Origin of the sequence: Polynucleobacter sp. AP-Kaivos-20-H2 (assembly GCF_018882215.1) — a bacterium.
In the GTDB taxonomy this organism is placed as follows: Bacteria; Pseudomonadota; Gammaproteobacteria; order Burkholderiales; family Burkholderiaceae; genus Polynucleobacter.
Window position 1 is genome coordinate 298,554 of the sequence record NZ_JACVOX010000001.1, and the last position, 25,476, is coordinate 324,029.

Here is a 25,476-nt window from a genome sequence, read left to right on the forward strand (position 1 = left end):
TTTCTAAGCCTTTAATTTTTATGGGTTTTATCTTAACGCTTCTAGCCCTTGGGCAAGGTGTTTACGCATCACCGCTTCAGCAGCTTGCTCATCTCGCTTGAGAAGTGCTCGAAGGATTTCTCGGTGCTCAACTAAAGAGTTTTGCAGTCTACCGGTGCTGGTTAATGAGTCTCTACGATGTAATTTGAGTACTTTACGTAGATCAGCAATCACTCCATTCATCCATTTATTGCCTGCAATTTCTTGAATTAGCTCATGAAATTTGCCATTTATCTCAAAAAATTGCTCAATATCCCGGTCAGCAGCTGCTTTTTCTAAGCGGTGGTGTAGGTGATCCAGCATATTTAATTCATCTTCAGTCGCTTTAATCGCTGTTTCCTTAGCGGCTTGACCCTCTAAAAGGGAGAGAATCGTGAAGATTTGCTCTAGATCTTTTCTAGCCACCTCAGTTACATAAGCGCCACGACGCATCTTGATGGTTACAAGGCCTTCAGAGGCTAAAACCTTGATTGCTTCGCGCATAGGGGTGCGACTAATCCCAAACTGATCTGCGAGAGATTGCTCATCTAACCAGCTTCCGGGGGTCAATTGTTTGCTAAATATCTGCTCCCGAAGACGGTCGGCAACATCTTCGTATAAGGGCCTATTATTCAGTTTTGTATTCATAATTATGAATACATGATAGCTAGACAAATGAGAAATAGTCAAGCAGAATGTAAGGATATTTCGATGCAATGCAGCAAAAATTAACCGGGAGTTTTTGTGAGTTCTAAAGAAAACAGTTCATGGCCATCATTTCCAGACGCTAATTTAGAGGCCTGGAAAAAGTCAGCGCAAAAATCTGCACCTAATGGTGATGTAGATTCCTTGGGTTGGAAAACTCCGGATGGAATTCATTTAAAAGCTTTATACACATCATCGGATGTAGAAGGTCTTAATTACACCGATACATTGCCAGGATTTGAACCATTTGTTCGCGGTCCACAAGCGACGATGTACTCTGTTCGTCCTTGGACCATTCGTCAGTACGCTGGATTTTCAACTGCAGAAGAATCCAATGCGTTTTATCGCAAGGCGCTAGATGCGGGTGGTCAAGGCGTATCCGTTGCTTTTGACTTAGCCACTCATCGTGGTTACGACTCTGATCATCCACGTGTTACCGGTGACGTTGGTAAGGCCGGTGTTGCTATTGACTCTGTAGAAGATATGAAAATCTTGTTCGATGGCATTCCATTGGACAAGGTATCTGTTTCGATGACGATGAACGGTGCTGTATTGCCGGTTCTGGCTGGATATATTGTTGCTGGTGAAGAGCAAGGCGTGAAGCAGGAGCAATTATCCGGAACGATTCAGAATGACATTCTGAAAGAGTTCATGGTGCGCAACACATACATTTATCCACCGGAGCCTTCGATTCGTATTATTGGCGACATTATTGAGTACACCGCTAAGCATATGCCGAAGTTCAACTCGATTTCTATTTCGGGTTATCACATGCAAGAAGCTGGCGCTAACCAAGTGTTGGAATTGGCTTTCACCTTGGCTGATGGTAAAGAATATGTAAAAACAGCGCTAGCTAAAGGGTTGGACGTAGATGGTTTTGCAGGTCGTCTCTCTTTCTTCTTTGCTATTGGTATGAATTTCTATCTTGAAGTGGCCAAGTTGCGTGCCGCCCGTTTGTTGTGGTGGCGCATTATGAAGTCCTTCGAGCCAAAGAATCCGAAGTCATTGATGTTGCGTACACACTGCCAAACATCCGGCTGGTCTTTAACTGAACAAGATCCATACAACAACGTAGTAAGAACTACGGTAGAGGCGATGGCAGCAGTATTTGGTGGCACGCAGTCATTGCATACCAACTCATTGGATGAAGCGATTGCCTTGCCTTCCGAGTTCTCCAGCCGTATTGCGCGTAATACTCAGTTGATCCTTCAAGAAGAGACGCATATTCCAAGCGTCATCGATCCATGGGCAGGCTCCTACATGATGGAAAACCTCACTCAAGAGATGGCTGACAAGGCCTGGGAAATTATTCAAGAAGTAGAAGCCATGGGCGGCATGACCAAGGCCGTAGAGAGTGGTTGGGCCAAACTCAAAATTGAAGCTGCTGCTGCTGAGAAACAAGCCAAGATTGACTCTGGTTCTGACGTGATCGTTGGCGTAAATAAATACAAGCTTGGCAAAGAAGATCTCGTTGATGTATTGATGATCGACAACGATAAAGTTCGCGAGGGTCAGGTTGCGCGCCTCAAGGAAATTAAGGCTAAGCGTGACTCCAAAAAGGTAGAGGCTGCGTTAGAGGCATTAACTAAGGCTGCTGAAGATAACTCTGGAAACTTGTTGGAGTTATCTGTAAATGCAATTCGTTTACGAGCAACTGTTGGTGAAGTCTCTGATGCATTGGAAAAAGTTTACGGGCGCCATCGCGCCGATACTCAAAAGGTGACCGGTGTGTATGCAGCTGCTTATGACTCAGCCGAAGGCTGGGCAAAACTCCAAACTGAAATTGCTGACTTTGCAAAAGACTTTGGCCGTCGTCCACGTGTGATGATTGCTAAGTTGGGTCAAGATGGTCATGACCGCGGTGCAAAGGTGGTTGCTACGGCTTATGCTGACTTGGGATTTGACGTGGATATCGGACCTTTATTTCAAACTCCAGAAGAGTGTGCTCGCCAAGCGATTGAGAATGACGTCCATGCATTGGGTGTCTCCACCTTAGCGGCTGGCCATAAGACCTTGGTGCCAGCCATCATTGCTGAACTGAAGAGGCAGGGCTCCGACGACATCATCGTATTCGTTGGTGGCGTGATTCCAAGGCAAGATTACGAGTTCCTTTATGAGGCAGGCGTTAAAGGTATTTACGGTCCAGGTACTCCAATTCCGGCTTCGGCTAAGGATGTGCTCGAGCAAATCCGCAAGTCTGTTAAACCAGCTTAGTACGGGCCATAGGCATGCTCGAAGCCGCTGATCAAGCCCTAGTGAATGATCTCACTGGTGCGCCATCGCTTAAACAGCGACGTGCATTAGCGAAGATCATTACGCTGCTTGAATCAACTCGCCTAGATCACCGTCATCGCGCCGATGAGGTACTGAATTCTTTATTGCCAAAAACAGGTAAATCATTTCGTCTGGGAATTTCAGGCGTTCCAGGCGTTGGTAAGTCGACCTTGATTGAGACTTTGGGCCTTTACCTTATCGATAAAGGTCATCGAGTTGCTGTATTGGCGATTGATCCTTCTTCCAGCATCTCTGGCGGCTCTATTTTGGGTGATAAGACCCGTATGGAGCGTCTATCCGTTCTGGAGCACGCCTTTATTCGCCCAAGTCCATCGTCTTGTACGCTGGGTGGTGTTGCAGAGAAGACGCGTGAAGCCATGTTGGTTGCAGAAGCTGCAGGTTTTGACGTGATTATTGTTGAAACAGTTGGCGTAGGGCAGAGTGAGATTGCAGTTGCGGGTATGACAGACATGTTCCTGCTAATGCAACTCCCCAATGCTGGCGATGATCTGCAAGCGATTAAAAAGGGTGTGATGGAAATCGCTGATCTGATCGTCATCAATAAAGTAGACATTGATCCTGATGCTGCAATGCGCGCTCAGTTATTTATCACCAGCTCCTTACGACTGCTCGGCTTTCAAGGCAATCCGGATCACGCATCCCATGACAAAGAATTTTGGCACCCACAAGTCATGACCTTAAGTGCTTTAGAAGGTAACGGCGTTCCGGAGTTATGGGAAAAGGTATCTCATTTTGAATCTCTCCAAAAAGCCAATGGGAAATTTGACTCTCGTCGCAAAGAGCAATCAGGTGCATGGATGTGGGATCGCATCGATGCAGGATTAAAAAATGCATTTCGTAGCAATGAAGCTGTTCAAGCGCTTCTACCAAGCTTGGCAGCACAAGTAAACCAAGGAACTATGGCAGCTTCAGTAGCGGCAAGACGACTACTGGAAGCCATGGGGCATGAATTTTTCTAAGGAGCAGGAAATGAAGGAAATCATTCAACAACTCGAAGCTAAGCGTGAGCTTGCTCGATTGGGTGGCGGGCAAAAGCGCATCCAGGCTCAACATGCGAAGGGCAAATTAACCGCTCGTGAGCGTATTGAACTTTTGCTTGATGCGGGCACATTCGAAGAGTGGGATATGTTTGTTGAGCACCGTTGTCATGATTTTGGCATGGCTGATCAAACCGTTCCTGGCGATGGCGTTGTCACTGGTTATGGAATGATTAATGGTCGCCTCGTATTTGTTTTCTCTCAGGACTTCACCGTTTTAGGTGGCTCCTTATCAGAGGCTCATGCAGAAAAGATTTGCAAGATCATGGATCAAGCGCTCAAGGTAGGTGCTCCTGTAATCGGCCTGAATGACTCTGGCGGTGCGCGTATTCAAGAAGGTGTTGCCTCACTTGGTGGCTATGCAGAAATCTTCCAGCGCAATGTAACTGCATCCGGCGTAATCCCGCAAATTTCCTTGATCATGGGGCCTTCAGCTGGTGGTGCTGTGTATTCCCCGGCCTTGACCGACTTCATTTTCATGGTCAAAGATAGTTCTTACATGTTTGTGACGGGCCCTGAAGTAGTGAAGACTGTTACTCATGAAGATGTTACCGCCGAAGAATTAGGTGGTGCAGTGACTCACTCAACAGTATCTGGTGTTTGCGATTTGGCTTTCGATAATGATGTTGATGCGATCATGATGCTGCGTCGTTTCTTTAACTACTTACCGCTCTCAAACCGTGAGAAACCACCTTTGATCAAAGGTGCAAACCGAACTGAAGAGCCTGATTTTTCATTAGACACCTTAGTGCCATCCAATCCCAATCAACCTTACGATATGAAAGAGTTGATTGAGAAGATCGTGGACGATGGTGAATTCTTTGAATTACAGCCTGACTACGCAAAAAACATCGTAATTGGCTTTGCTCGTATCGAAGGCCGTTCGATTGGTATTGTTGCTAATCAACCACTGATTCTGGCTGGTTGTTTAGATATCAAGGCATCCATCAAAGCTGCGCGTTTCGTGCGCTTCTGCGATGCCTTCAATATTCCGGTAGTAACTTTGGTTGACGTTCCTGGCTTTATGCCTGGCACGGCACAAGAATACGGCGGCATTATTAAGCATGGTGCGAAATTGCTCTATGCGTACGCTGATTGCACTGTGCCTAAGGTAACTTTAATTACTCGTAAAGCTTACGGTGGCGCCTATGACGTGATGGCTTCTAAGCATTTACGTGGTGACGTGAACTTTGCCTGGCCTTCAGCAGAGATTGCCGTGATGGGCCCTAAGGGCGCTGTTGAGATTATTTTCCGTGAAGAGAAAGCAGACCCAGAAAAAATCACTGCACGTGAAGCTGAGTACAAGTCGAAGTTTGCTAACCCTTTTGTAGCAGGTCGTCGCGGTTACATCGATGACGTCATTCTCCCGCACGAGACCCGTAAACGGATTGCTCGTTCACTAGCAATGCTCAAAGACAAAGACTTGAAGAATCCTGCGCGTAAACACGGCAATATCCCTCTGTAAAGGCGCTGACAAATTATGACTACGAAAATGTTTAAGAAAATACTGATTGCTAACCGCGGCGAGATTGCTTGCCGTGTAATAATGACCGCTAAAAAGATGGGCATCAAGACTGTCGCTGTTTATTCTGAAGCCGATAAAGAGGCGCGTCACGTACAACTGGCTGATGAAGCGGTTTGCATCGGACCAGCACCTTCGCGTGAATCCTACTTAGTAATGGACCGAATTATCCAAGCCTGCAAAGATACCGGCGCTGAAGCGGTTCATCCAGGCTACGGCTTCTTATCTGAGAACGAGCAGTTTGCTAAGCGTTGCGAGGAAGAAGGCATTGTCTTTATTGGCCCTAAGCATCAATCCATCGCCGCTATGGGTGACAAGATCGCATCCAAGAAGCTTGCTTTAGAAGCCAAGGTAAATACTATTCCTGGTTATAACGAGGCGATTGACACCACTGAAGAAGCGGTCAAAATTGCTCAAGGTATTGGCTATCCCGTCATGATTAAAGCTTCAGCAGGCGGTGGTGGTAAGGGCTTGCGCGTTGCATTTAATGATAAAGAAGCTGCCGAAGGTTTTGCAGCTTGCAAAACGGAAGCGATGAATAGCTTTGGCGATGACCGTATCTTTATTGAAAAGTTTGTAGAGGGCCCACGTCATATTGAGATTCAGGTTTTAGGCGACTCCTTTGGCAATGTGGTTTATCTTAATGAGCGTGATTGCTCCATTCAGCGCCGTCATCAAAAAGTCATTGAAGAAGCGCCTTCGCCTTTTATCGATCCGGCGACTCGAAAAGCGATGGGCGAACAAGCGGTTGCATTAGCAAAGGCTGTGAACTACCAATCCGCCGGCACAGTGGAGTTTGTGGTTGGTAAAGATAAGTCCTTCTATTTCCTAGAAATGAATACCCGTTTGCAGGTTGAGCATCCAGTGACCGAAAGCATTACTGGCCTTGATTTGGTCGAGCAGATGATTCGGGTAGCCGCTGGTGAGAAGTTGGCATTCAAGCAAGAAGATGTGAAGTTGGATGGTTGGTCTATGGAGTGCCGTATCAACGCCGATGATCCATTTCGTAATTTCCTGCCTTCAACTGGCCGTCTAGTGAAGTACCGTCCGCCAGAGTCTATTAATGGCGTGCGCGTTGATACTGGCGTGTATGAGGGCGGTGAAATTCCGATGTACTACGACTCAATGATTGCTAAATTGATTGTTCACGGCAAGGATCGTACAGAAGCAATTGAAAAGATGCGCGCAGCATTGAATGATTTTGTGATTCGCGGCATTCATTCCAATATCCCATTTCAAGCGGCCTTATTGCAACATCCTCGCTTTGTAAATGGCGACTTTACAACTGGCTTTATCGCTGAAGAGTATCCAGAGGGCTTTAAAAAGGATTCTGTACAGCCCGCTGATCCTAAGCGTTTGGCAGCATTGGCTGCTTTTATGCGCTATCGCTATCTTGAGCATATCAAGATGATTGATGGTCAATTAGCTGGCCATGAAATGATCATTGCCAAGAAATTTGTAGTGGTTACTGGCAAAAAAACCGGCTCCATGAATGATCCGTATGAAGTGCCTATTCGCGTTGAACTCAAAGACGGCATCTATTCTGTCTACATCGATGAGACGGATGATGTGAGTCGTTATGACATTGTGAGTGACTGGCGTCCTGGGCAGATTTGTCTACACGCAACCATTAACGGTACGCACAAAATCACTGCACAAGTAGAGCGTCGTGGCGTTAAGTATCTGTTAATTCTTGACGGAGCTCATTACGAATGTATGGTTCTGAGCCCATTGGGTGCAGAGTTACAACGTCGCATGCCTGTCAAGTTGCCGCCAGATACTTCTAAATTAGTGATGTCGCCAATGCCAGGGTTGCTCACAAAAATTGCTGTCAAGGCAGGTGAATCGGTCACAGCAGGTCAGAAGCTGGCCTCGATTGAAGCGATGAAGATGGAAAATACACTATCTGCCATGCAAGATGGTGTGGTTGCTGAAATCTGCGCTAAAGAGGGCGATAGCTTGGCGGTGGATCAATTAATTATTCGCTTTGAATAAGCAGGTAAATGACTATGAGCACTAAGCCATTTAAGATTTTAGGTATTCAGCAAATCGCTATAGGCGCCGAAAATAAAGATCGACTTAAGAAGTTGTGGGTTGATATGCTCGGATTTGAATACAAAAGCACTTTTGTCTCTGAACGTGAAAACGTTGATGAGGACATCTGTGCAATTGGTTCTGGTGCCCATGAGATTGAGGTTGATCTAATGAAGCCATTTAATATCGAAAAGAAACCGGCCGTACACCAAACGCCTTTAAATCATATTGGTTTATGGGTGGATGACTTGCCTAAAGCGGTCGAGTGGCTTTCAGCTAATGGCTTGCGATTCGCTCCAGGTGGTATCCGCAAGGGTGCTGCTGGCTACGACATCACCTTTGTCCATCCCAAGGGGAATGACGAGTTCCCGATTAGCGGTGAAGGGGTGCTCATTGAGCTGGTTCAAGCGCCTCCCGAAGTGATTGCAGGATTGAGTTCATAATTTGGCTTTGTAATTAGCAAATAGGATTTAAATTGGCAAATATATTGGCCATCGATACCTCTTCAGCGTGGTGTTCGGTGGCTTTATCTTTAGGTGATAAAGCACCAGAGTTCAGGCATGAAGCTGTTTCAGCGGGTGCCAGCCAACTCCTATTGCCCTGGGTTGAGTCGCTACTAGCTAATGCAAAACTGTCTTTAAAAGATCTTGATGCTATTGCCGTTGGTATTGGACCAGGCGCATTCACGGGAGTTAGATTGGGTGTAGCTGCAGTTCAAGGCCTGGCTATTTCAAATAATCTGCCAGTGATATCCGTATGTAGCTTAGATGCAATAGCTGCGCAAATCACAACTACTGACATATACAAAAAAACCAAGCCTCAACGCTTCATGATTGCCGTTGATGCACGCATGGAAGAGATTTATTGGGCGAACTATGAGTCTCAAGCCACTCAATTACCAAAACGCATGGGCGATATCCACCTTACAAAACCTGAAGAGCTTAACTTTGATGGCGTGCAACTCATAGCGGGTAGCGCTTTGAATGCTTACAGCAGTCGTATGCCGATATTTGATGGCTCAAAGGATGTCGAGATCTCAATCTCTGCATTGGGTGTCTTAGAATGCGCCAAACAATCGTTTAAAGAAGGTTTGCAGGAAGATGTTCGACTTCTTGAGCCTATGTATGTGCGAAATAAAGTGGCATTTACCACTGCAGAGCGTGAAGGGGGGATGAGGTAATGTCCGATAGCTCCCCTGGGGAAGGGGTTGCAGAGCTCTCGTTCATGCCAATGCAAGCAGCAGACTTGGATGAAGTTCTCAGGATTGAGTCTGTCTCGCATATTCACCCTTGGACAAAAGGTAATTTTTCTGATTCTTTAGCGGCAGGACATTGGGCATATTGCATTCGGCCGCAGGTAGACCAAATGGTGAAGGGTAGTTATTTGGATCCAGCAGTGCTTTGGGCTTACTGCATCCTATTTCCTGCGGTAGATGAATTACATCTTCTAAATATTACGGTGTCGCCCAATTTGCGCAAGCTTGGGCTAGGCCAACGAATGATGGCTGCGATTGAGGGTGTGGCCGCCCAGCAAAAAATGCCTCGTATCATCCTGGAGGTAAGGCCAACTAATGCAGCTGCGGTAACGCTCTATCAAAAATTGGGTTACGAACAAATCGGTGTTCGTAAAAACTACTACCCAGCTAATCCAGAGACTGGATCTCGTGAAGATGCGCTTGTAATGGCTAAATCGATTAAGCTAGAGCCATGACCAATACACATTCAGCCTTCTTAAAAGAAATGGGCATCACCGAATGGACTTCTCGGGATGTCGAGCAAGCGACAGGCTCAGCAACCGAGCAGACCAATGCTCAAGCTTCTCCTGAAGTTGCACAATCAACTCCAAGAACTAGCTATGGAATGTGGTGGTTTTTTGGTAACGAACCACAGGGCGATGCTCAAATCTTGTTCCAAAATATGATTCGTGTTTTAGGGTTGGCTAAAAATGAGTGGGCTTGGAAAAATCCAGGTCAGAGTCTGAGTCAGTTGAGCGCTCCTGAAATGCCTGTTATAGCAATTGCCTTCGGCGGACCCACTACTCAAAAAATCACTGGTGAAAGAGATCCATTGCCGCAGTTGCGCGAAACAGTTTTGGCTTTAAATACTGGTAATGAGGAAGAGATTCCGGTGATTGCTTCTTTTGAGCTCAATCAAGTGCTTGCAAAATCAGGTGATAAAGCGTTGCTGTGGCAGGATTTGTTGTTAGCGAGATCTGTTCTGCAAAATAGTTGATATGAGCGTAAGCAAGCCTATTGCTTGTGTTCGCCGATCAGATGCATGGAGTCGTACTCCGCTTGATTCCTGGCGTGGCGTTTAATCACTAGCCACATAATTAGGCTAACAATCAAACCAAATCCGATGATTACAAATTGAACTGGTATATCCAGCCAGATCAGCAGAGAATAAACTAACAACATCACTAAAACAGAAATGTTCTCGTTAAAGTTCTGTACTGCAATGGAGTGACCTGCAGACATTAAAACGTGGCCACGATGTTGCAACAAGGCATTCATTGGCACTACAAAGTAACCGGCCAACCAACCTACTAGAATTAATAAAAAATAAGCAGGCAATAAGTTCAGGGATATCTGAAACTTACCCACTGTAAGGATGCTTACACTGGGAAGCATATCTGAGTTATAGACTGCCATGACGCAGACCACCAGACCCATAGCAATGCCATAGGGCAATACGTTTAAGGATTTGCGAAGCGGTATACGCCAAGCCGCATAAACAGCGCCACCAGCAACACCTACAGCTGAAATAGCTTGCAAAATGGCGCCCTGTGAAAGGTTCATATGTAAAGCCACTTGCGCCCATTTGATGACGATAAATTGCAAAGTCGCTCCAGCGCCCCAAAATAAGGTTGTGACCGCTAGAGAAATTTGACCTAAGCGATCATCCCAGAGAGTCTTAAAACAGATGGCAAAGTCTTTAACCAATTCAATTGGATTAGTTTTCTGTGAAACATATCGAGCGCCAGTATCAGGAATCTTTAAGTTGATTAGGGCGGCAATGACATAAATCATCATGATGATCAGAATTGCGGACTCTGCTGGCGTATCAATGCCAGTATCAAATGCAGGCATGTCCAGGGCTAAAAGGCTTTGAGATACGGTACTGCTAATCAGTACGCCACCTAAAACGGTGCCCAAAATGATTGAGCCTACTGTTAATCCTTCGATCCAGCCATTGGCAGCAACTAATTTTTCAGGGGGCAGAAGTTCGGTCAGAATTCCATATTTAGCTGGTGAGTAGGCGGCTGCACCCAGACCAACGATGGCGTAGGCCATCAAAGGGTGGCTACCAAATAACATAGTCACGCATCCAACAAACTTGATGGTATTAGTGATGAACATGACATTGCCCTTGGGGCGGGAGTCTGCAAAGGCTCCAACAAAGGCTGCCAGAAGAACATAGGACAATACGAAGAACAATTTGAGCAGCGGCGTCATCCAGGCCGGAGCTTGAAGCTGGGCCAAGAGCGCAATAGCGGCAATTAGGAGAGCATTATCGGCAAGCGACGAAAAAAATTGCGCCGCCATAATGATGTAAAAGCTACGGTTCATTCGTACAATCTAGTCATTACTGCAATTAAAGCATGAAAGGAGGGGTGAAAATGGGTGATTCAGCTAACGGCCTGATTAATAGGCCAATTTTGGCATCTATTAATACTGCCGCCTTTCAGCATAATTTAAACCGAGTTCGGGAATTGGCGCCAGAATCCAAAATTTGGTCTGTCATTAAAGCCCGAGCTTATGGCCATTGTTTTGAAGCTGCACTAAAGGGGCTTTCCTCTACGGATGGCTTTGCCTTGTTGGATATACAGGACGCCACTTGGCTAAGGGAGCACGGCTGGCAGGGGCGCATCCTCCTTTTAGAAGGTTTATTTCATGAAAATGAGCTAAGCCAAGCGGAAGCTTTAGCATGCGACCTCGTGGTCCACTGTGATGCTCAAGTAGATTGGCTGGAGCGATTTAAAGGTAAAAACCATAAGCCTTTAAGTGTCTTTCTAAAGATGAATACCGGCATGAATCGCTTGGGATTTAAGCCTGAAATATATCGAACTGCTTTTCATCGCTTGCATGCAGCTGGTTATCACATGCATCACATGACCCATTTTGCCAATGCGGATCAAGTAGATCATTTACCTTCAGTTGGAGCTCAACAAGAGTTATTTAATGAAACGATTGCTGGATTAGAAGGTGCAACATCACTAGCAAACTCTGCAGCTATTTTGTGGCATCGTAACGCCTTAGGAGATTGGGTGCGCCCAGGCATCATGCTCTATGGCGCATCACCAACAGGACTGCATGCTGATATTGAGCATGCCAATCTCAGGGCAGTCATGCAACTTCATAGTGAAATTATTGATATTCAAGAACTTCAAAAAGGTGATCGCATTGGTTATGGCGGTCGTTATGAAGCGCCTAATGCAATGCGTATCGGCATTGTGGCCTGTGGCTATGCCGATGGCTATCCTCGGCACGCAAAAGACGGTACTCCAGTGTGGGTTAGTCACGGTGATCACGGTGTGACTTGCCCGCTAGCCGGAAGAGTCTCTATGGACATGCTGGCGATTGATTTAAGCAATGCGCCAAATGCAGGCATCGGTAGCGTTGTTCAACTCTGGGGTGACAAAGTTCCAGTAGATGATGTGGCACAAATGAGTGGCACGATAGGTTATGAATTGCTTTGTGCTGTGGCGCCTAGGGTTCCTGTTGAGATCCAGTAGATAAAGAAAATGCCAAGCCAGTAATAAAAAAATCCTCCACAGCGGAGGATTTTTTTTGAGATTGAAACAATCTTATTTATTCCAGAACTGCCACCATCTGCGTTCTTTCTGAACACGTTGGCCGGTAATCATCATTTGACTGTCAGGGAAATTCAATTTGAAAACGCGAGCGGCATCATTGCTGAGATCAACCATGCCAAGCTTCTCATAAGACTTGGTGAGAATGTAGAGAGCCTCTTCAACGGCAGGTGCACGATCATAATCACGAATAACTAGTTGGGCACGATTGGCTGCGGCCAGATAGGCGCCACGCTGATAGTAAAAGCGGGCAACGATAACATCTGCCTCAGCAAGAGAATTCACGATATAGCGCATACGATCTAATGCATCTGGAGCGTACTTACTATTCGGGAAGCGTTCCACTACTACCTTGAATGACTCAAAGGCTTCCTTTGCGGCTTTAGGATCGCGCTCACTGAGATCCTGGCCAGTGAACTTACCAAGCCATCCCAAGTCATCATTAAAAGTAATAAGACCTTTTAAGTAATAGGCGTAATCAAGACTCGGACTACCTTGATGTAATTTAATAAAGCGATCAATTGCAACCAGTGCTTGAGTTTGCTCTTGTGCTTTCCAATAACAATAAGCGGCATTAATTTGTGCTTGTTGTGAATAGGGTCCGAAAGGAAAGCGCGCCTCTAATTTTTCAAAGTACTTGCCGCACTTAGCAAAGTCAGCATCATTGAGTTTGTCAGTGGCTTCAGAATAGAGTTTTGCTTCTGACCAGATATCTGTGTCATCTTTACTGCCATCGCTACCTGCGCATCCACCTAAAAGTATTAATGCCAACATCAAGGCTAAAAGCAAGGCAAAAGGAGTGCCGTATAAATGGAAGCTCTTTTTTTGTGAGGAAGAATTCCCAGCAAGCCTTAAACTGGCGTCTGATATTACGTCGGACATAACTGAAAGGCTCTCTAAGCGTGGCATTGCCGCAAACTCCTGAATCGAATCCCATTGATTATATCGATGATGAGGATTTCATCTCCCTAGATATCTCTTTGGAGATGGCTGGTGAGCGCTTGGACAAGGTGCTAGCAGGGTCTTTGCCTGATTATTCACGTAATCGCCTTAAAGCTTGGGTTGAGGCTGGGGCGGTTATGGTCGACGGAAAGGTTACTAAAGCCCGTTATTTGCTCCATGGCGGCGAGAGCGTTAAGGTCTTTCCACAGGAAATGCCCGAGCAGTTTGCCTTCAACCCTGAAGATATTTCCCTGGATGTGGTCTACGAGGATGAGGACATCATTGTGGTCAATAAGCCGCCTGGCCTCGTGGTACATCCAGCGGCGGGAAATTGGTCCGGAACCCTGTTAAATGGCCTTTTATTTCATTATCCCGAGCTCAAGTCACTTCCCAGGGCGGGAATAGTGCATCGCCTGGATAAGGACACTTCAGGACTGATGGTTGTGGCAAGAACTTCCCAAGCCCAAACTTCCCTAGTACGTCAACTTCAAGAAAGAACGGTGGGACGTCGCTATTTGGCTTGGGTGTGGGGTGATGCCCCAAGTCAAGGCAAAGTTCTGGCTTCGGTTGGGCGTGATCAGCGAGATCGCCTCAAGATGGCCGCAGGCAGTCTACAAGGAAAACCGGCAGCTACTTTATTTCGACGCTTGGCCAAGGGATTAGTTGGAGAGTCTGCTGTCGCATTGCTGGAGTGTCGATTGGAAACAGGGCGTACGCATCAGATTCGTGTTCATCTAGAATCACTCGGTTTTCCATTGGTGGGCGACCCGGTCTACCGCAAAAAGGTTCCGGGCGCAGCTAAAAATCTTTCATTTAATCGCCAGGCTTTACATGCCTTTGCTTTAAGTCTTCAACATCCAGTGAAGCATGAATTAATGACTTGGTTCCGCTTGCCACCACAGGATTTATTGGACTTATTACCGCAAGTTGGAATGAGTGACGAAGCTCTTCCGAAAGAATCTGTCGTGTTGGCCTCTATTGAAAATGAGGCGCGCTGATGAGTTTGGTTGCGCCTCAATGGCCCGCCCCAAAGTCGGTGCGTACAGCAGTAAGCACAAGGTTAGGCGGGGTAAGTCAAGCACCATATGATTCCCTAAATCTGGGCGATCATGTGGGTGACCGGGCTGAGGCTGTTTTAGTTAATAGAGCTATTTTTACTAAAAAGATGCCAGGTGAGCCTATCTGGTTAAAGCAGACTCACCAAACAACAGTAAGTACTCCAGAAAGTCGAGACTTAAACCGGGGGCTGGCAATTGAGGCTGATGCCTCGGTCACTAATGTTCATGAAGAGGTTTTGGTGATCATGACGGCAGATTGCCTGCCAGTGTTATTTACTAACTCCAAAGGCACTACAGTTGGTGCGGCACATGCTGGCTGGAGGGGGCTGTGCGCTGGAATTCTGGAAAATACGATTGCTGAGTTGCTCAAAATTTCTGACGGATCCACTGCGGCAGACTTCATGGCTTGGTTAGGGCCAGCAATTGGACCTGAATCATTTGAGGTTGGGGAGGATGTTGTGAAGTCGTTTCAAGACTCTGGATTTCCTGTGCCAACGAATGCATTCACAGAAATATCCCATAAACCTGGAAAGTTTCTGGCAGATATCTACCTGTTGGCACGAGCACGTTTAGAGGCTTGTGGCGTAAGAATGATTTTCGGTGGCGACTATTGCACTGTTCGAGACCGGCACCATTTTTTTTCTTATCGTCGCGATGGCGAGACTGGAAGATTTGCCTCAGCTATCTGGATTGAAAAATAGCTTGTGCACAAAAGCATGCGGGTTAGTACTAGCCTCTGCACCAAGCTAGGGTTATTGCGTATAACTCTATAGTGCTTAAGGGCGGAGAATGTCTCTAATTCATTGAAGAGACTACTATGTTTGCAGGCATGAATACCGGTGCAACACCATCTTTGGCGCCGCATCATATGGCGCTAATTCCGCCAGAGCGCTTATCTGAAATCCAGAAAGAATATTTCACGGAGTTGGCACACATTGCAACTAACCCTGAGGCGATTGAAGTCAAAGATCGCCGTTTTGCAGGGAAGGCTTGGCACTCTTCGTGGAGCAAAGTGATTGCTGCTACTTATTTGCTGAATTCCAAGCATCTCATGGAGTTAGCAAAAGCAGTTGAGACTGACGAAAAGTCAAAGCAGAAAATCCTCTTTACGACTGAGCAAATGATTGATGCTTTATCGCCATCAAACTTCATCGCTACTAATCCAGAAGTATTGGAAAGCATTATTAGCTCCCAAGGACAATCCATTCAAAAAGGGATTGTGAATTTGTTGGGAGATATGAAAAAAGGTAAGGTCTCTCAAACAGATGAATCTGCTTTTGAAGTGGGCAAAAATATTGCCACTACAGAAGGTCATGTGGTCTTTCGTAATGAATTATTCGAGTTAATTCAATACACACCATTAACAGAACAAGTATTTGAACGCCCTTATTTAATGGTGCCACCATGCATCAATAAGTATTACATTCTCGATTTACAGCCTGATAACTCTGTAGTGCGCCATATGGTGAGCCAAGGTCATACCGTGTTCTTGGTTTCCTGGAAGAACCCAGATGCTTCCATGGCTAAAGTGAGTTGGGATGATTACGTAGGTAAGGGCGTTATTAAAGCAATTGACGTCGTAAAAGAAATTGGCGATACCAAGCAAATTAATATCTTAGGGTTCTGCGTTGGCGGGACCTTAACCAGCTCTGCATTAGCCGTGCTGGCAGCTCGTAACGAGCACCCAGCGGCCAGCTTGACACTCTTAACCACCTTATTGGATTTCACAGATACCGGAATTCTCGATGTCTTTATCGACGAAGGCTCGGTGGAGATGCGTGAGAACTCTATAGGCGGTAAAGGAGGCAAGTACGGCATGATGTCAGGCCTTGATTTAGGCAATACTTTTTCATTCTTGCGACCCAATGATTTGGTATGGAACTACGTAGTGGAAAACTATCTCAAAGGCAACTCACCACCCCCGTTTGATTTACTGTATTGGAATGGTGACTCCACTAATCTTCCTGGTGCAATGTACTGCTGGTATCTGCGCCACACTTATTTGCAAAATGATTTAGTCAAGCCTGGCAAAGTAAAAATTTGCGGTGAAAAAGTGGATCTCGGAAAAATCAATTGCCCCGCATACATTTATGCATCGCAAGAAGATCATATTGTTCCGTGGCAATCCGCTTATGAATCAACCCATCTGCTCAAGGGTAAAAATCACTTTGTATTGGGCGCATCTGGACACATTGCGGGGGTGATTAACCCTCCGGCAAAAAATAAGCGCTATTACTTTGAAAACAAAAAGATTGCGCCAACTGCAAATGAGTGGTTAGAGGGTGCAAAGCAAATTCCAGGAAGCTGGTGGCCTGATTACACCAAATGGCTTGTGCAATTTGGTGGTGAGAAGAAACCAGCAAGTACTACTTTTGGAAATACTAAGTACAAAAAAATGGAAGCAGCACCTGGTGTGTATGTAAAAGAAAAAGCAACGCCAGAACTCAATTAATAATTAACGAAGGTTTTAAAAAGGGGAAACTAATGTCTCAAAAAGTCGCATATGTAACTGGTGGTATGGGTGGTATTGGTACCGCTATCTGTCAACGTCTGGCTAAAGATGGCTTCAAAGTGATTGCAGGCTGCGGTCCAAATTCTCCGCGTAAAGATCGCTGGATTGGCGAACAAAAGGTGTTGGGCTATGACTTTATTGCTTCCGAAGGTAATGTTTCCGATTGGGATAGTACGGTCGCTGCCTTTGAAAAGGTCAAGGCTGAAGTGGGTCGTGTAGACGTATTGGTTAATAACGCCGGCATTACCCGTGACAGCGTTTTCCGCAAAATGACTCCAGACGCCTGGAAAGCCGTGATTGACACTAATCTGAACTCCTTGTTTAACGTTACCAAACAAGTGATTGATGGCATGGTTGAAAACAACTGGGGCCGGATTATTAATATTTCTTCTGTAAACGGTCAAAAAGGCCAGTTTGGCCAGGCGAACTATTCAACTGCAAAAGCAGGTCTTCATGGCTTCACAATGGCCCTAGCTCAAGAAGTTGCTACCAAGGGCGTTACTGTAAATACAGTATCTCCTGGTTATATCGGCACCGATATGGTTAAAGCCATTCGGGAGGATGTACTTGAAAAGATTGTTTCTGGCATTCCAGTCAAGCGTTTAGGCACCCCCGAAGAGATTGCCTCTATCTGTTGCTGGATAGCTTCTGAAGATGGTGGCTATGCTACTGGTGCAGACTTCTCCTTAAACGGCGGTATCCACACTGGTTAATATTGCACTGCAACAATTAATTCAGTATTTGTAGTATGCGCAGTACGCAACACAGCGTATTTACCTTTTGGTCAACTTAAGGCTAAACTACGTTGATGTTGCGATGCAGTAAATAGTAAGGAAAATACATGGTTACCCGCGCTAAACGAGCTGGCGAAGATCGGCTCATCAAGAAGTATCCGAATCGTCGTCTCTACGATACCCAGACAAGTACATATGTCACGCTATCTGACATCAAAAACTTAGTTATGGCCAATGAAGTATTTAAAGTGGTCGATGCTAAAACTGAAGAAGATTTAACGCGCAACATCTTGCTGCAAATCATTCTTGAGGAAGAGGCTGGTGGCGCACCAGTGTTCTCTTCACAAATGCTTTCTCAAATCATTCGCTTTTATGGAAACTCCATGCAAGGTTTGATGGGAAATTATCTTGAAAAGACTATGCAATCGTTTGTAGATATCCACAATAAGCTTGGTGATCAAACAAAAGGTCTTGGTGCTGGCAGTACGCCAGAGGCTTGGTCACAAATGATGAATCTCCAAAACCCTCTTATGCAAGGTTTGATGGGTAACTACATGGAGCAAAGCAAAGATCTCTTTATCAAAATGCAAGAGCAGGTACAGGGCTCACAGAATATCTTTGGAAATTTTCCATTTACTCCTCAGTCCAATAAAGCTGAAAAAGAATAGTTGTGGCTGGGAAAATTGGATTTGTATCCTTAGGGTGCCCTAAGGCGCTTGTAGACTCTGAACTTATCCTGACGCAATTGAGTGCCGAAGGGTATGAGACCGCCAAGGATTACTCTGGCGCCGATCTTGTAGTTGTGAATACCTGTGGCTTTATCGACTCTGCGGTGGAAGAAAGCCTTTCTGCTATTGGCGAGGCCCTTGCTGAAAATGGCAAAGTGATTGTGACTGGTTGTTTAGGTGCCAGAAAAAATGCCGATGGTAGTGATCTTATCTCGAGTATTCACCCAAAAGTCCTCGCCGTTACAGGGCCTCATGCTACCGACGAGGTAATGCAAGCCATTCATTTGCATCTACCTAAGCCGCATGATCCATTCACAGATTTAGTGCCCCCAGCTGGCGTCAAACTAACGCCAAAGCATTACGCCTATCTCAAAATTAGTGAAGGCTGTAACCATCGCTGTACTTTCTGCATCATTCCTAATATGCGTGGTGATTTAGTTTCACGGCCGATTGGTGAAGTGTTGCTTGAAGCTAAAAGATTGTTTGAGTCTGGCGTAAAAGAGTTGCTAGTTGTTTCACAGGATACAAGTGCTTATGGTGTTGATATTCAATATCGCACTGGCTTTTGGGATGGCAAACCAGTCAAAACGAAAATGTTTGATTTGGTAAATGCTTTAAATCAAATTGCTCGCGAGCATCAGGCTTGGGTGCGATTGCATTATGTTTATCCTTACCCACATGTGGACGATGTCTTGCCATTGATGGCCGAGTTCTCGGAGCATGGTTATGGTGTACTTCCGTATTTAGATATTCCATTGCAGCATTCGCATCCAGATGTTCTCAAGCGCATGAAGCGTCCTGCGAGTGGTGAGAAGAATTTGGAGCGCATCTTAGCGTGGCGCGAAGCTTGTCCTGATTTAGTTATTCGCAGCACCTTTATTGCAGGCTTCCCGGGAGAGACTGAAGAAGAGTTTGAACATCTTCTCAATTTCTTGGATGAGGCGCAAATTGATCGTGCCGGTTGTTTTGCCTATTCACCTGTTGAAGGAGCTACTGCAAACCAATTGGATAACCCAATTCCCTCTGAAATTAGGGAAGAGCGGCGCGCCAGGTTTATGGCTAAAGCAGAAGATATCTCTATCAAGCGACTTGCTAAAAAAATAGGCAAGCGCATGCAGGTCATTATTGATCGGGTAGATGAGTCTGGCGGTATTGGCAGAACCATTGGTGATGCCCCAGAAATTGATGGTCTAGTGAGGGTTTTACCTCCCAGCAAGCCCTCTAAGCGCTATCGTGCCGGTGAAATCATCAAGGCTACTGTAATTAGCTCCCAAGGGCATGACCTAATAGCCGAAACTTGACGAATGCAATAAAACTGATAGTTGGATTACTTATTTAGTACAAAGTCAGCCTAATAATTGGGCTTAGCAAAGGGGATTGATATGAGTCGTGATGTCGTTGTCTTAAGTGCAGTTCGTTCCGCAATTGGTACCTTTAACGGCGCTCTCAGTAGTTTTGAGCCTTCCGAGCTCGGCGGTATCGTGATGAAAGAGGCGGTAGCACGTTCAGGCGTAGATCCTGCTTTGATTAATTACATCACTGTGGGTAACACTATTCCTACAGATAGTCGCTATGGCTATGTCGCTCGTGTCGCATCGATCCAGGCTGGCCTGCCAATGGAATCAGTGGCAATGGCATTAAATCGTTTGTGCAGCTCTGGCTTGCAAGCAATTGTTACAACCGCACAGCAAATTATGTTGGGCGATTGTGACTATGGCATTGGCGGTGGCGTGGAAGTAATGTCCCGCGGCATGTATGGCTCTCCAGCGATGCGCAGTGGTGCACGCATGGGCGATACCAAAATGATCGACTTGATGGTTGGTATTTTGACTGACCCATTTGGTGTTGGTCATATGGGCGTTACAGCAGAAAATCTCGTTGAAAAATGGAAGTTAACACGTGATGAGCAAGATGCTCTGGCCGTTGAGTCTCATCGTCGTGCAGCCAATGCAATTAAAGAAGGTCGCTTTAAATCTCAGATCGTGCCAATCACTATTAAAACTCGTAAGGGTGATGTAGTGTTTGATACCGATGAGCATGTGAAGCCTGAAACTACGATGGAAACGCTTGCCAAGATGAAGGCAGTGTTCAAAAAAGAGGGTGGTTCCGTAACGGCTGGTAATGCATCAGGCATTAATGATGGTGCCGCATTCTTTGTATTGGCGGATGCTGAAACAGCAAAGAAAGCCGGTCATAAGCCTATCGCTCGCTTGGTGTCTTATGCAGTTGCTGGTGTTCCAAACCACATCATGGGTGAAGGCCCAATTCCTGCAACCAAAATTGCGCTTGAACGTGCTGGCTTGAAACTAGATCAAATGGATGTCATTGAATCTAATGAAGCCTTCGCAGCACAAGCTTTAGCGGTTACCAAGGGCTTAGGTTTGGATCCAGCTAAGACTAACGTCAATGGTGGTGCAATCGCTTTGGGTCACCCAATTGGCTGTTCTGGCGCAGCAATTGCTACTAAGGCAATTCATGAGTTACACCGCGTTCAAGGTAAATATGCTTTGGTAACAATGTGTATTGGTGGTGGTCAAGGTATCGCTACTATTTTTGAGCGTCTATAAACATAGACGCATAACTATTACCCCGATCTCTTGGGTACAAGCCTAAGAGATCAGTAGTAAAGCAGCATCTAAGCCGACTCGGTCAAAAGCCGCATCGGCTTTTTCTTTGACAACGGGCTTTGCTTTGTAGGCAACGCTGATGCCAGAGCCATTCATCATCATCAGATCGTTGGCACCATCACCCATGGTAATGGCATTCGCTTTTGTGCAGCCAAGGCGAGCACAAGCTTCGTCTAGATGGGCGGCCTTCGCTGCACCATCGACAATGTCGCCAAGAACCTTGCCGGTGAGCTTGCCATCGATGATTTCAAGCGTATTCGCCTGCGTTTGCTTAAAACCTAATTGCTCGCGTAACTTTTCAGTAAAGAACGTAAACCCGCCTGAGACAAGCAGGGTGTACAAACCCCGTTCATGAGCCCCGGCTAAAAGTTCTACTGCTCCTGGGTTGGGTCGTAAGCGCTCTCGATAAACAGATTCAAGTGCATTAGCATGTACGCCTTCTAAAAGTGCAACACGCCTTCTTAGGCTTTCTTTAAAGTCTTTGATTTCACCACGCATAGTAGCTTCGGTAATTTCAGCTACAGTGGACTTCTTGCCTGTGAAATCAGCAATTTCATCAATGCATTCAATATTAATCAACGTTGAATCCATATCCATTGCTAGTACGCAGATGTCTTGTGGCAATAGATCTGGCCTTAGAAAGCAGAGGTCGATATTAAAGCTTGCTGCAATAGTTCGCAGTTGCTCCCGTTGAGTTGTATCTAGATGGGCGCTTGCTTCAAAACGCTCGGAGTAGTAGCTTCCATTGCTAATTTGACCGCCGTTAGAATGTAACGATATGCCCAGCTTTAAGACTTGATCCTTTAATGAAAAGATCAGCTTCTCGGCAATAGGCTCTCTAGACAGGGCAACAAGAACTTGGTAATTAGGCATGGCTTAATAATATCGGATTGTTAGCTTACTTTTGCAGAGCTCAACACTGCAGAATCATTGAGGCGTCGCAAGATATTGCGTATAGCGTCAAGGCGTTGCTCTAGCTTCTCAAATTCACGGTCTTTCTGGGGAAGTACTTTTAACTTATCCTGACCATTTAGCTGAATGTGCTTTGAAGACTGGATGAGCTGAATGATCTTCAGCGGGTCAATCGGTGGGTTTGGGATGAATTGAATCTGTATAGATGCAGGTGTGGCATCAATCTTTTTAATTCCAAAACCGGTCATCTCTAAACGTAGACGGTGAGTCTCATAAAACGATTTAGCTTGATCGGGAAGGTCACCGAAACGATCAACCAATTCTTCACGCAATCCCATGAGTTCTGAGAAATCATTTGTACCAGCAAAACGCTTATATAAGGATAGACGCTCGTGAACGTCAGGGCAGTAGTCTTCAGGAAAGAGAGCGGGAACGCCGAGATTTACATCGGTGGTTGCTTGCAATGGTGAAAGTAAATCAGGCTCCTTCCCGCTGCGCAGGGACTTAACAGCACGATTAAGCATCTCGGTATATAGCTGGAAGCCAATCTCATGAATTTCACCGGATTGTTTGTCCCCTAGTACCTCACCAGCCCCCCGAATTTCTAGATCATGCATAGCTAAATAGAAGCCAGAGCCAAGCTCTTCCATGGCTTGAATGGCATTAAGACGCAACTGCGCTTGCTTACTGAGTGCCTCAGGATCTGGCACTAGTAAATAAGCATAAGCCTGGTGATGTGAGCGGCCTACACGGCCACGCAGTTGATGTAATTGAGCTAAACCAAACTTATCTGCGCGGTGCATGATAATGGTGTTCGCTGTGGGTACGTCAATACCTGTCTCAATAATCGTGGTACACAGCAAAATATTGGTACGCTGTGTAACAAATTCACGCATGACTGATTCTAGCTCGCGCTCATGCATCTGTCCGTGCGCAACACTAATACTCGCCTCCGGAATCAGTTCTTGTAAAGCATGTTTACGATTCTGAATGGTTTCAACTTCGTTATGCAAGAAGTAGACCTGGCCGCCGCGTTTAATTTCGCGAAGCACGGCCTCACGAATAACACCATCTCCCTCGCGACGAACAAAGGTCTTAATTGCCAGACGTTTCTGTGGGGCAGTGGCAATAATGGAAAACTCACGTAAACATTCCATAGCCATGCCCAAGGTCCTTGGAATAGGTGTAGCGGTTAGCGTCAGAATATCGACTTCAGCACGTAATGCCTTAAGAGCATCTTTTTGCCGTACTCCAAATCGATGTTCCTCGTCCACAATCACTAGGCCAAGGTTGGCAAATTGCGTCTCCTTGGAAAGTAACTTATGTGTGCCAATAATGATGTCTGCATCACCTTTGGCAATGGCCTCTAGGGCTGCATTAATTTCCTTGGTTGTTTTAAAGCGTGACAACTCAACAATGCGGACCGGCCAATCGGCAAAGCGATCTTTCCAGGTGGCCACATGTTGCTCAGCTAGTAAGGTTGTTGGCGCCAAAATAGCAACTTGTTTTCCGCCCATGACTGCAACAAAGCTTGCTCGTAGCGCTACTTCGGTTTTCCCAAAGCCAACATCTCCGCAGACTAAGCGGTCCATTGGCGTGCCGCTCGTCATATCGCCAATAACGGCTGCAATAGCATTGGCTTGGTCTGGAGTTTCCTCAAAGCCAAAGCTTTCTGCAAAAGCAGCATAGTCATGGGCTGAGAATTCAAAAGCATGACCCTTGCGTATCGCTCTAGCTGCATACAGACCTAATAGCTCTGCTGCGGTATCTCGAATTTGTTGGGCGGCCTTGCGTTTGGCCTTATCCCATTGGCCCGAACCTAATTGATGCAGTGGAGCTGAATCAGGGTCAGAGCCTGCATAACGTGTGACCATTTGTAATTGCTGAACAGGAACATACAAAGTTGCCTGTCCTGAATATTGTAAATGCAAGAACTCTTCAAAAATTGGCGCCTCTTTAGGCGGAGCTAAATTCAGAAGCACTAATCCCTGGTAGCGTCCAATACCATGTTCGGCATGGACTACGGGATCGCCGATCTTTAGCTCAGACAGATCCTTAAAGAGCATGTCAGGATCAGCATTCTCATTGCTTTTACCCTTATGCCTCTGCCTTGCTGTTGTGGTAAATAACTCTGCCTCGGTAATGACCAGGAGATTTTCAGCTGGCCATGAAAATCCATTAAAGAGCGGTGCAGTTACCAATCCAAATAATGAATCACTTTTAATAAACTCGGCAATGCTGTCAAAGCTCTCTGGCTTTAGCGGGTAGAGCGGTTTACCGTCGAATCCGGCAATCGAATTACTCTCATCAAAGAGTTGTCGAATTGATTCTTTACGTCCTGCACTGTCGCTACAAACTAATACACGAACCTTTTCAGATGACACTACTTTGCGCAATAGGTTGATCGGATCAGTATCGCGACGATGGACCGCAATATCTGGTACGGCTAAGAATTGACTTTTTTCAGCGCCGTCTTTCTCTAGCGTTAGACGTGCATAAGATTTAGAGGTGGTGAAAAATTCATCGACATCCAAAAATAATTCTTTTGGAGGAAGAATGGGGCGATCAAGATCGTGCTTGAGGAACTCATAACGAGAAAGCGTGTCCTTCCAAAACCCTTTGATGGTTTCTTCAACATCACCAATACTGACAAGCCATACAGGGTCGCCTGAGCGGGGAAAATAATCAAAAAGGTTGGATTTCTCTTCAAAGAAGAGGGGCAAGTAGGATTCAATGCCTGCACTAGGTATGCCTAGGTTGGCATCTTTGTAAATGGAGCAGCGACTCGGATCACCCTCAAATACTTCTCTCCAGCGACCTCTGAAGGCAGTGCGTGAAGCATCATTAAATGGAAATTCATGGCCAGGAAGAAGGCGGACTTCCTTGACGGGGTAGAGGCTTCGTTGTGTATCCGGATCAAACGCCCGAATCTGTTCAATTTCATCACCAAAGAGATCCAATCGGTATGGAAGACTCGATCCCATTGGAAATAAATCAAACAAGCCACCCCGAATACTATATTCACCGGGACGCATTACAGCGCTCACGGGATCATAGCCAGCTTGTTGCAGTTGCAACTTTAGCGCTGCTTCGTTGAGCTTGTCGCCTTGCCGAAAGAAAAAAGTATGGCCAGATAAAAAGTTCGGAGGACCCAATCTTTGCAAAGCAGTTGTCACGGGAACTAAAACAATGTCGCAACTACCATTCAGTAATTCATACAGAGTCGCGAGTCGTTCTGAAACCAAATCTTGATGCGGTGAAAAATGGTCATAAGGAAGAATTTCCCAATCAGGCAAGAGCCTGGTTTTTAGCTGCGGAGCAAAAGCGGGGATTTCTTCTAGAAGCCTCTGGGCCTCCTGGGCTTGAGCGCAAAAAATGACCATCACTGAAAACTGATTGCGGTAGCGCAGGGCGGTTTGGGCGATTAAAGCGGCATCTGCTGAACCCACCAGACCTGAAAAGGTAAAGCGCTGCCCAGCCCGCGGAGCAGGTATAGGGGGTGCTAGATTTAATGCATCAGACATCTGTGCTCATTATAGA

The 25,476-nt window shown here is 46.0% G+C and carries 21 protein-coding genes; 16 read left to right on the forward strand and 5 right to left on the reverse strand.

Annotation, left to right across the window (positions count from 1 at the left end; genetic code table 11):
* Window positions 1-27: 27 nt before the first annotated feature.
* Window positions 28-666, reverse strand: coding sequence for a GntR family transcriptional regulator (locus ICE89_RS01495; protein ID WP_216264394.1), 639 nt, complete (start codon window positions 664-666; stop codon window positions 28-30).
* A gap of 96 nt (window positions 667-762) precedes the next feature.
* On the opposite strand from ICE89_RS01495, the gene scpA reads away from it, so the two are divergent.
* The 8 genes from scpA to ICE89_RS01535 are packed head-to-tail and all read left to right on the forward strand — an operon-like array spanning window position 763 to window position 9,842.
* The gene (gene scpA / locus ICE89_RS01500) at window positions 763-2,937 is read left to right on the forward strand and encodes a methylmalonyl-CoA mutase (RefSeq protein ID WP_216264395.1); all 2,175 of its coding nucleotides are present in this window, start codon (window positions 763-765) and stop codon (window positions 2,935-2,937) included.
* Window positions 2,938-2,951: 14 nt separating this feature from the next.
* Window positions 2,952-3,977 carry a methylmalonyl Co-A mutase-associated GTPase MeaB gene (meaB, locus tag ICE89_RS01505; protein WP_216264396.1) on the forward strand — a complete coding sequence of 342 codons (1,026 nt, stop codon included), beginning with the start codon at window positions 2,952-2,954 and terminating at the stop codon, window positions 3,975-3,977.
* A gap of 10 nt (window positions 3,978-3,987) precedes the next feature.
* A complete protein-coding gene (locus ICE89_RS01510) occupies window positions 3,988-5,520 on the forward strand; it encodes an acyl-CoA carboxylase subunit beta (protein WP_216264397.1) in 1,533 nt (510 codons plus the stop codon).
* A gap of 27 nt (window positions 5,521-5,547) precedes the next feature.
* A complete protein-coding gene (gene accC, locus ICE89_RS01515) occupies window positions 5,548-7,572 on the forward strand; it encodes an acetyl-CoA carboxylase biotin carboxylase subunit (RefSeq protein WP_216264997.1) in 2,025 nt (674 codons plus the stop codon).
* Window positions 7,573-7,586: 14 nt separating this feature from the next.
* Window positions 7,587-8,054: a VOC family protein gene (locus ICE89_RS01520; protein WP_216264998.1), complete on the forward strand. Its 468-nt coding sequence runs from the start codon at window positions 7,587-7,589 to the stop codon at window positions 8,052-8,054.
* Window positions 8,055-8,086: 32 nt separating this feature from the next.
* The gene (gene tsaB, locus ICE89_RS01525) at window positions 8,087-8,791 is read left to right on the forward strand and encodes a tRNA (adenosine(37)-N6)-threonylcarbamoyltransferase complex dimerization subunit type 1 TsaB (RefSeq protein ID WP_216861930.1); all 705 of its coding nucleotides are present in this window, start codon (window positions 8,087-8,089) and stop codon (window positions 8,789-8,791) included.
* Window positions 8,791-9,321 (forward strand): ribosomal protein S18-alanine N-acetyltransferase, encoded by a 531-nt coding sequence (gene rimI / locus ICE89_RS01530; RefSeq protein ID WP_216264398.1) that lies wholly within the window; start codon window positions 8,791-8,793, stop codon window positions 9,319-9,321. The genes tsaB and rimI overlap by 1 nt, the downstream gene beginning before the upstream one ends.
* Window positions 9,318-9,842, forward strand: coding sequence for a hypothetical protein (locus ICE89_RS01535; RefSeq protein ID WP_216263182.1), 525 nt, complete (start codon window positions 9,318-9,320; stop codon window positions 9,840-9,842). The genes rimI and ICE89_RS01535 overlap by 4 nt, the downstream gene beginning before the upstream one ends.
* Before the next feature lie 17 nt (window positions 9,843-9,859).
* On the opposite strand, the gene lplT is transcribed toward ICE89_RS01535, so the two are convergent.
* Entirely contained in the window at window positions 9,860-11,179 is a 1,320-nt protein-coding gene (lplT, locus tag ICE89_RS01540; RefSeq protein WP_216264399.1) for a lysophospholipid transporter LplT, read from the reverse strand.
* A gap of 74 nt (window positions 11,180-11,253) precedes the next feature.
* On the opposite strand from lplT, the gene alr reads away from it, so the two are divergent.
* A complete protein-coding gene (gene alr, locus ICE89_RS01545; RefSeq protein ID WP_216265000.1) occupies window positions 11,254-12,345 on the forward strand; it encodes an alanine racemase in 1,092 nt (363 codons plus the stop codon).
* 72 nt (window positions 12,346-12,417) lie between these two features.
* On the opposite strand, the gene ICE89_RS01550 is transcribed toward alr, so the two are convergent.
* A complete protein-coding gene (locus ICE89_RS01550) occupies window positions 12,418-13,305 on the reverse strand; it encodes an outer membrane protein assembly factor BamD (RefSeq protein WP_216264400.1) in 888 nt (295 codons plus the stop codon).
* 20 nt (window positions 13,306-13,325) lie between these two features.
* Between ICE89_RS01550 and ICE89_RS01555 the strand changes: the two genes are divergently transcribed.
* From ICE89_RS01555 to ICE89_RS01585, 7 genes are all read left to right on the forward strand, one after another.
* Window positions 13,326-14,363, forward strand: coding sequence for an RluA family pseudouridine synthase (locus ICE89_RS01555; protein ID WP_216264401.1), 1,038 nt, complete (start codon window positions 13,326-13,328; stop codon window positions 14,361-14,363).
* On the forward strand, window positions 14,363-15,124 hold the full coding sequence (gene pgeF / locus ICE89_RS01560; protein ID WP_216264402.1) for a peptidoglycan editing factor PgeF: 762 nt from the start codon (window positions 14,363-14,365) through the stop codon (window positions 15,122-15,124). Before ICE89_RS01555 ends, pgeF begins: the two co-directional genes overlap by 1 nt.
* A gap of 116 nt (window positions 15,125-15,240) precedes the next feature.
* Window positions 15,241-16,875, forward strand: a complete 1,635-nt coding sequence (gene phaC, locus ICE89_RS01565) for a class I poly(R)-hydroxyalkanoic acid synthase (protein ID WP_216264403.1) — start codon at window positions 15,241-15,243, stop codon at window positions 16,873-16,875.
* Window positions 16,876-16,907: 32 nt separating this feature from the next.
* Entirely contained in the window at window positions 16,908-17,648 is a 741-nt protein-coding gene (locus ICE89_RS01570) for a 3-ketoacyl-ACP reductase (protein ID WP_216263188.1), read from the forward strand.
* Between the two features lie 128 nt (window positions 17,649-17,776).
* Entirely contained in the window at window positions 17,777-18,337 is a 561-nt protein-coding gene (gene phaR, locus ICE89_RS01575; RefSeq protein ID WP_216263189.1) for a polyhydroxyalkanoate synthesis repressor PhaR, read from the forward strand.
* A gap of 2 nt (window positions 18,338-18,339) precedes the next feature.
* A complete protein-coding gene (rimO, locus tag ICE89_RS01580; RefSeq protein WP_216264404.1) occupies window positions 18,340-19,698 on the forward strand; it encodes a 30S ribosomal protein S12 methylthiotransferase RimO in 1,359 nt (452 codons plus the stop codon).
* An 81-nt stretch (window positions 19,699-19,779) separates the two neighbouring features.
* Window positions 19,780-20,964, forward strand: coding sequence for an acetyl-CoA C-acyltransferase family protein (locus ICE89_RS01585; protein WP_215360237.1), 1,185 nt, complete (start codon window positions 19,780-19,782; stop codon window positions 20,962-20,964).
* Between the two features lie 42 nt (window positions 20,965-21,006).
* Here the strand turns inward: ICE89_RS01585 and serB are convergent, their stop codons facing one another.
* Together serB and mfd are read right to left on the reverse strand one after the other, a co-directional pair.
* Entirely contained in the window at window positions 21,007-21,897 is an 891-nt protein-coding gene (gene serB / locus ICE89_RS01590) for a phosphoserine phosphatase SerB (protein WP_216263191.1), read from the reverse strand.
* A 20-nt stretch (window positions 21,898-21,917) separates the two neighbouring features.
* On the reverse strand, window positions 21,918-25,460 hold the full coding sequence (mfd, locus tag ICE89_RS01595; RefSeq protein WP_216264405.1) for a transcription-repair coupling factor: 3,543 nt from the start codon (window positions 25,458-25,460) through the stop codon (window positions 21,918-21,920).
* Between the last annotated feature and the right edge of the window lie 16 nt (window positions 25,461-25,476).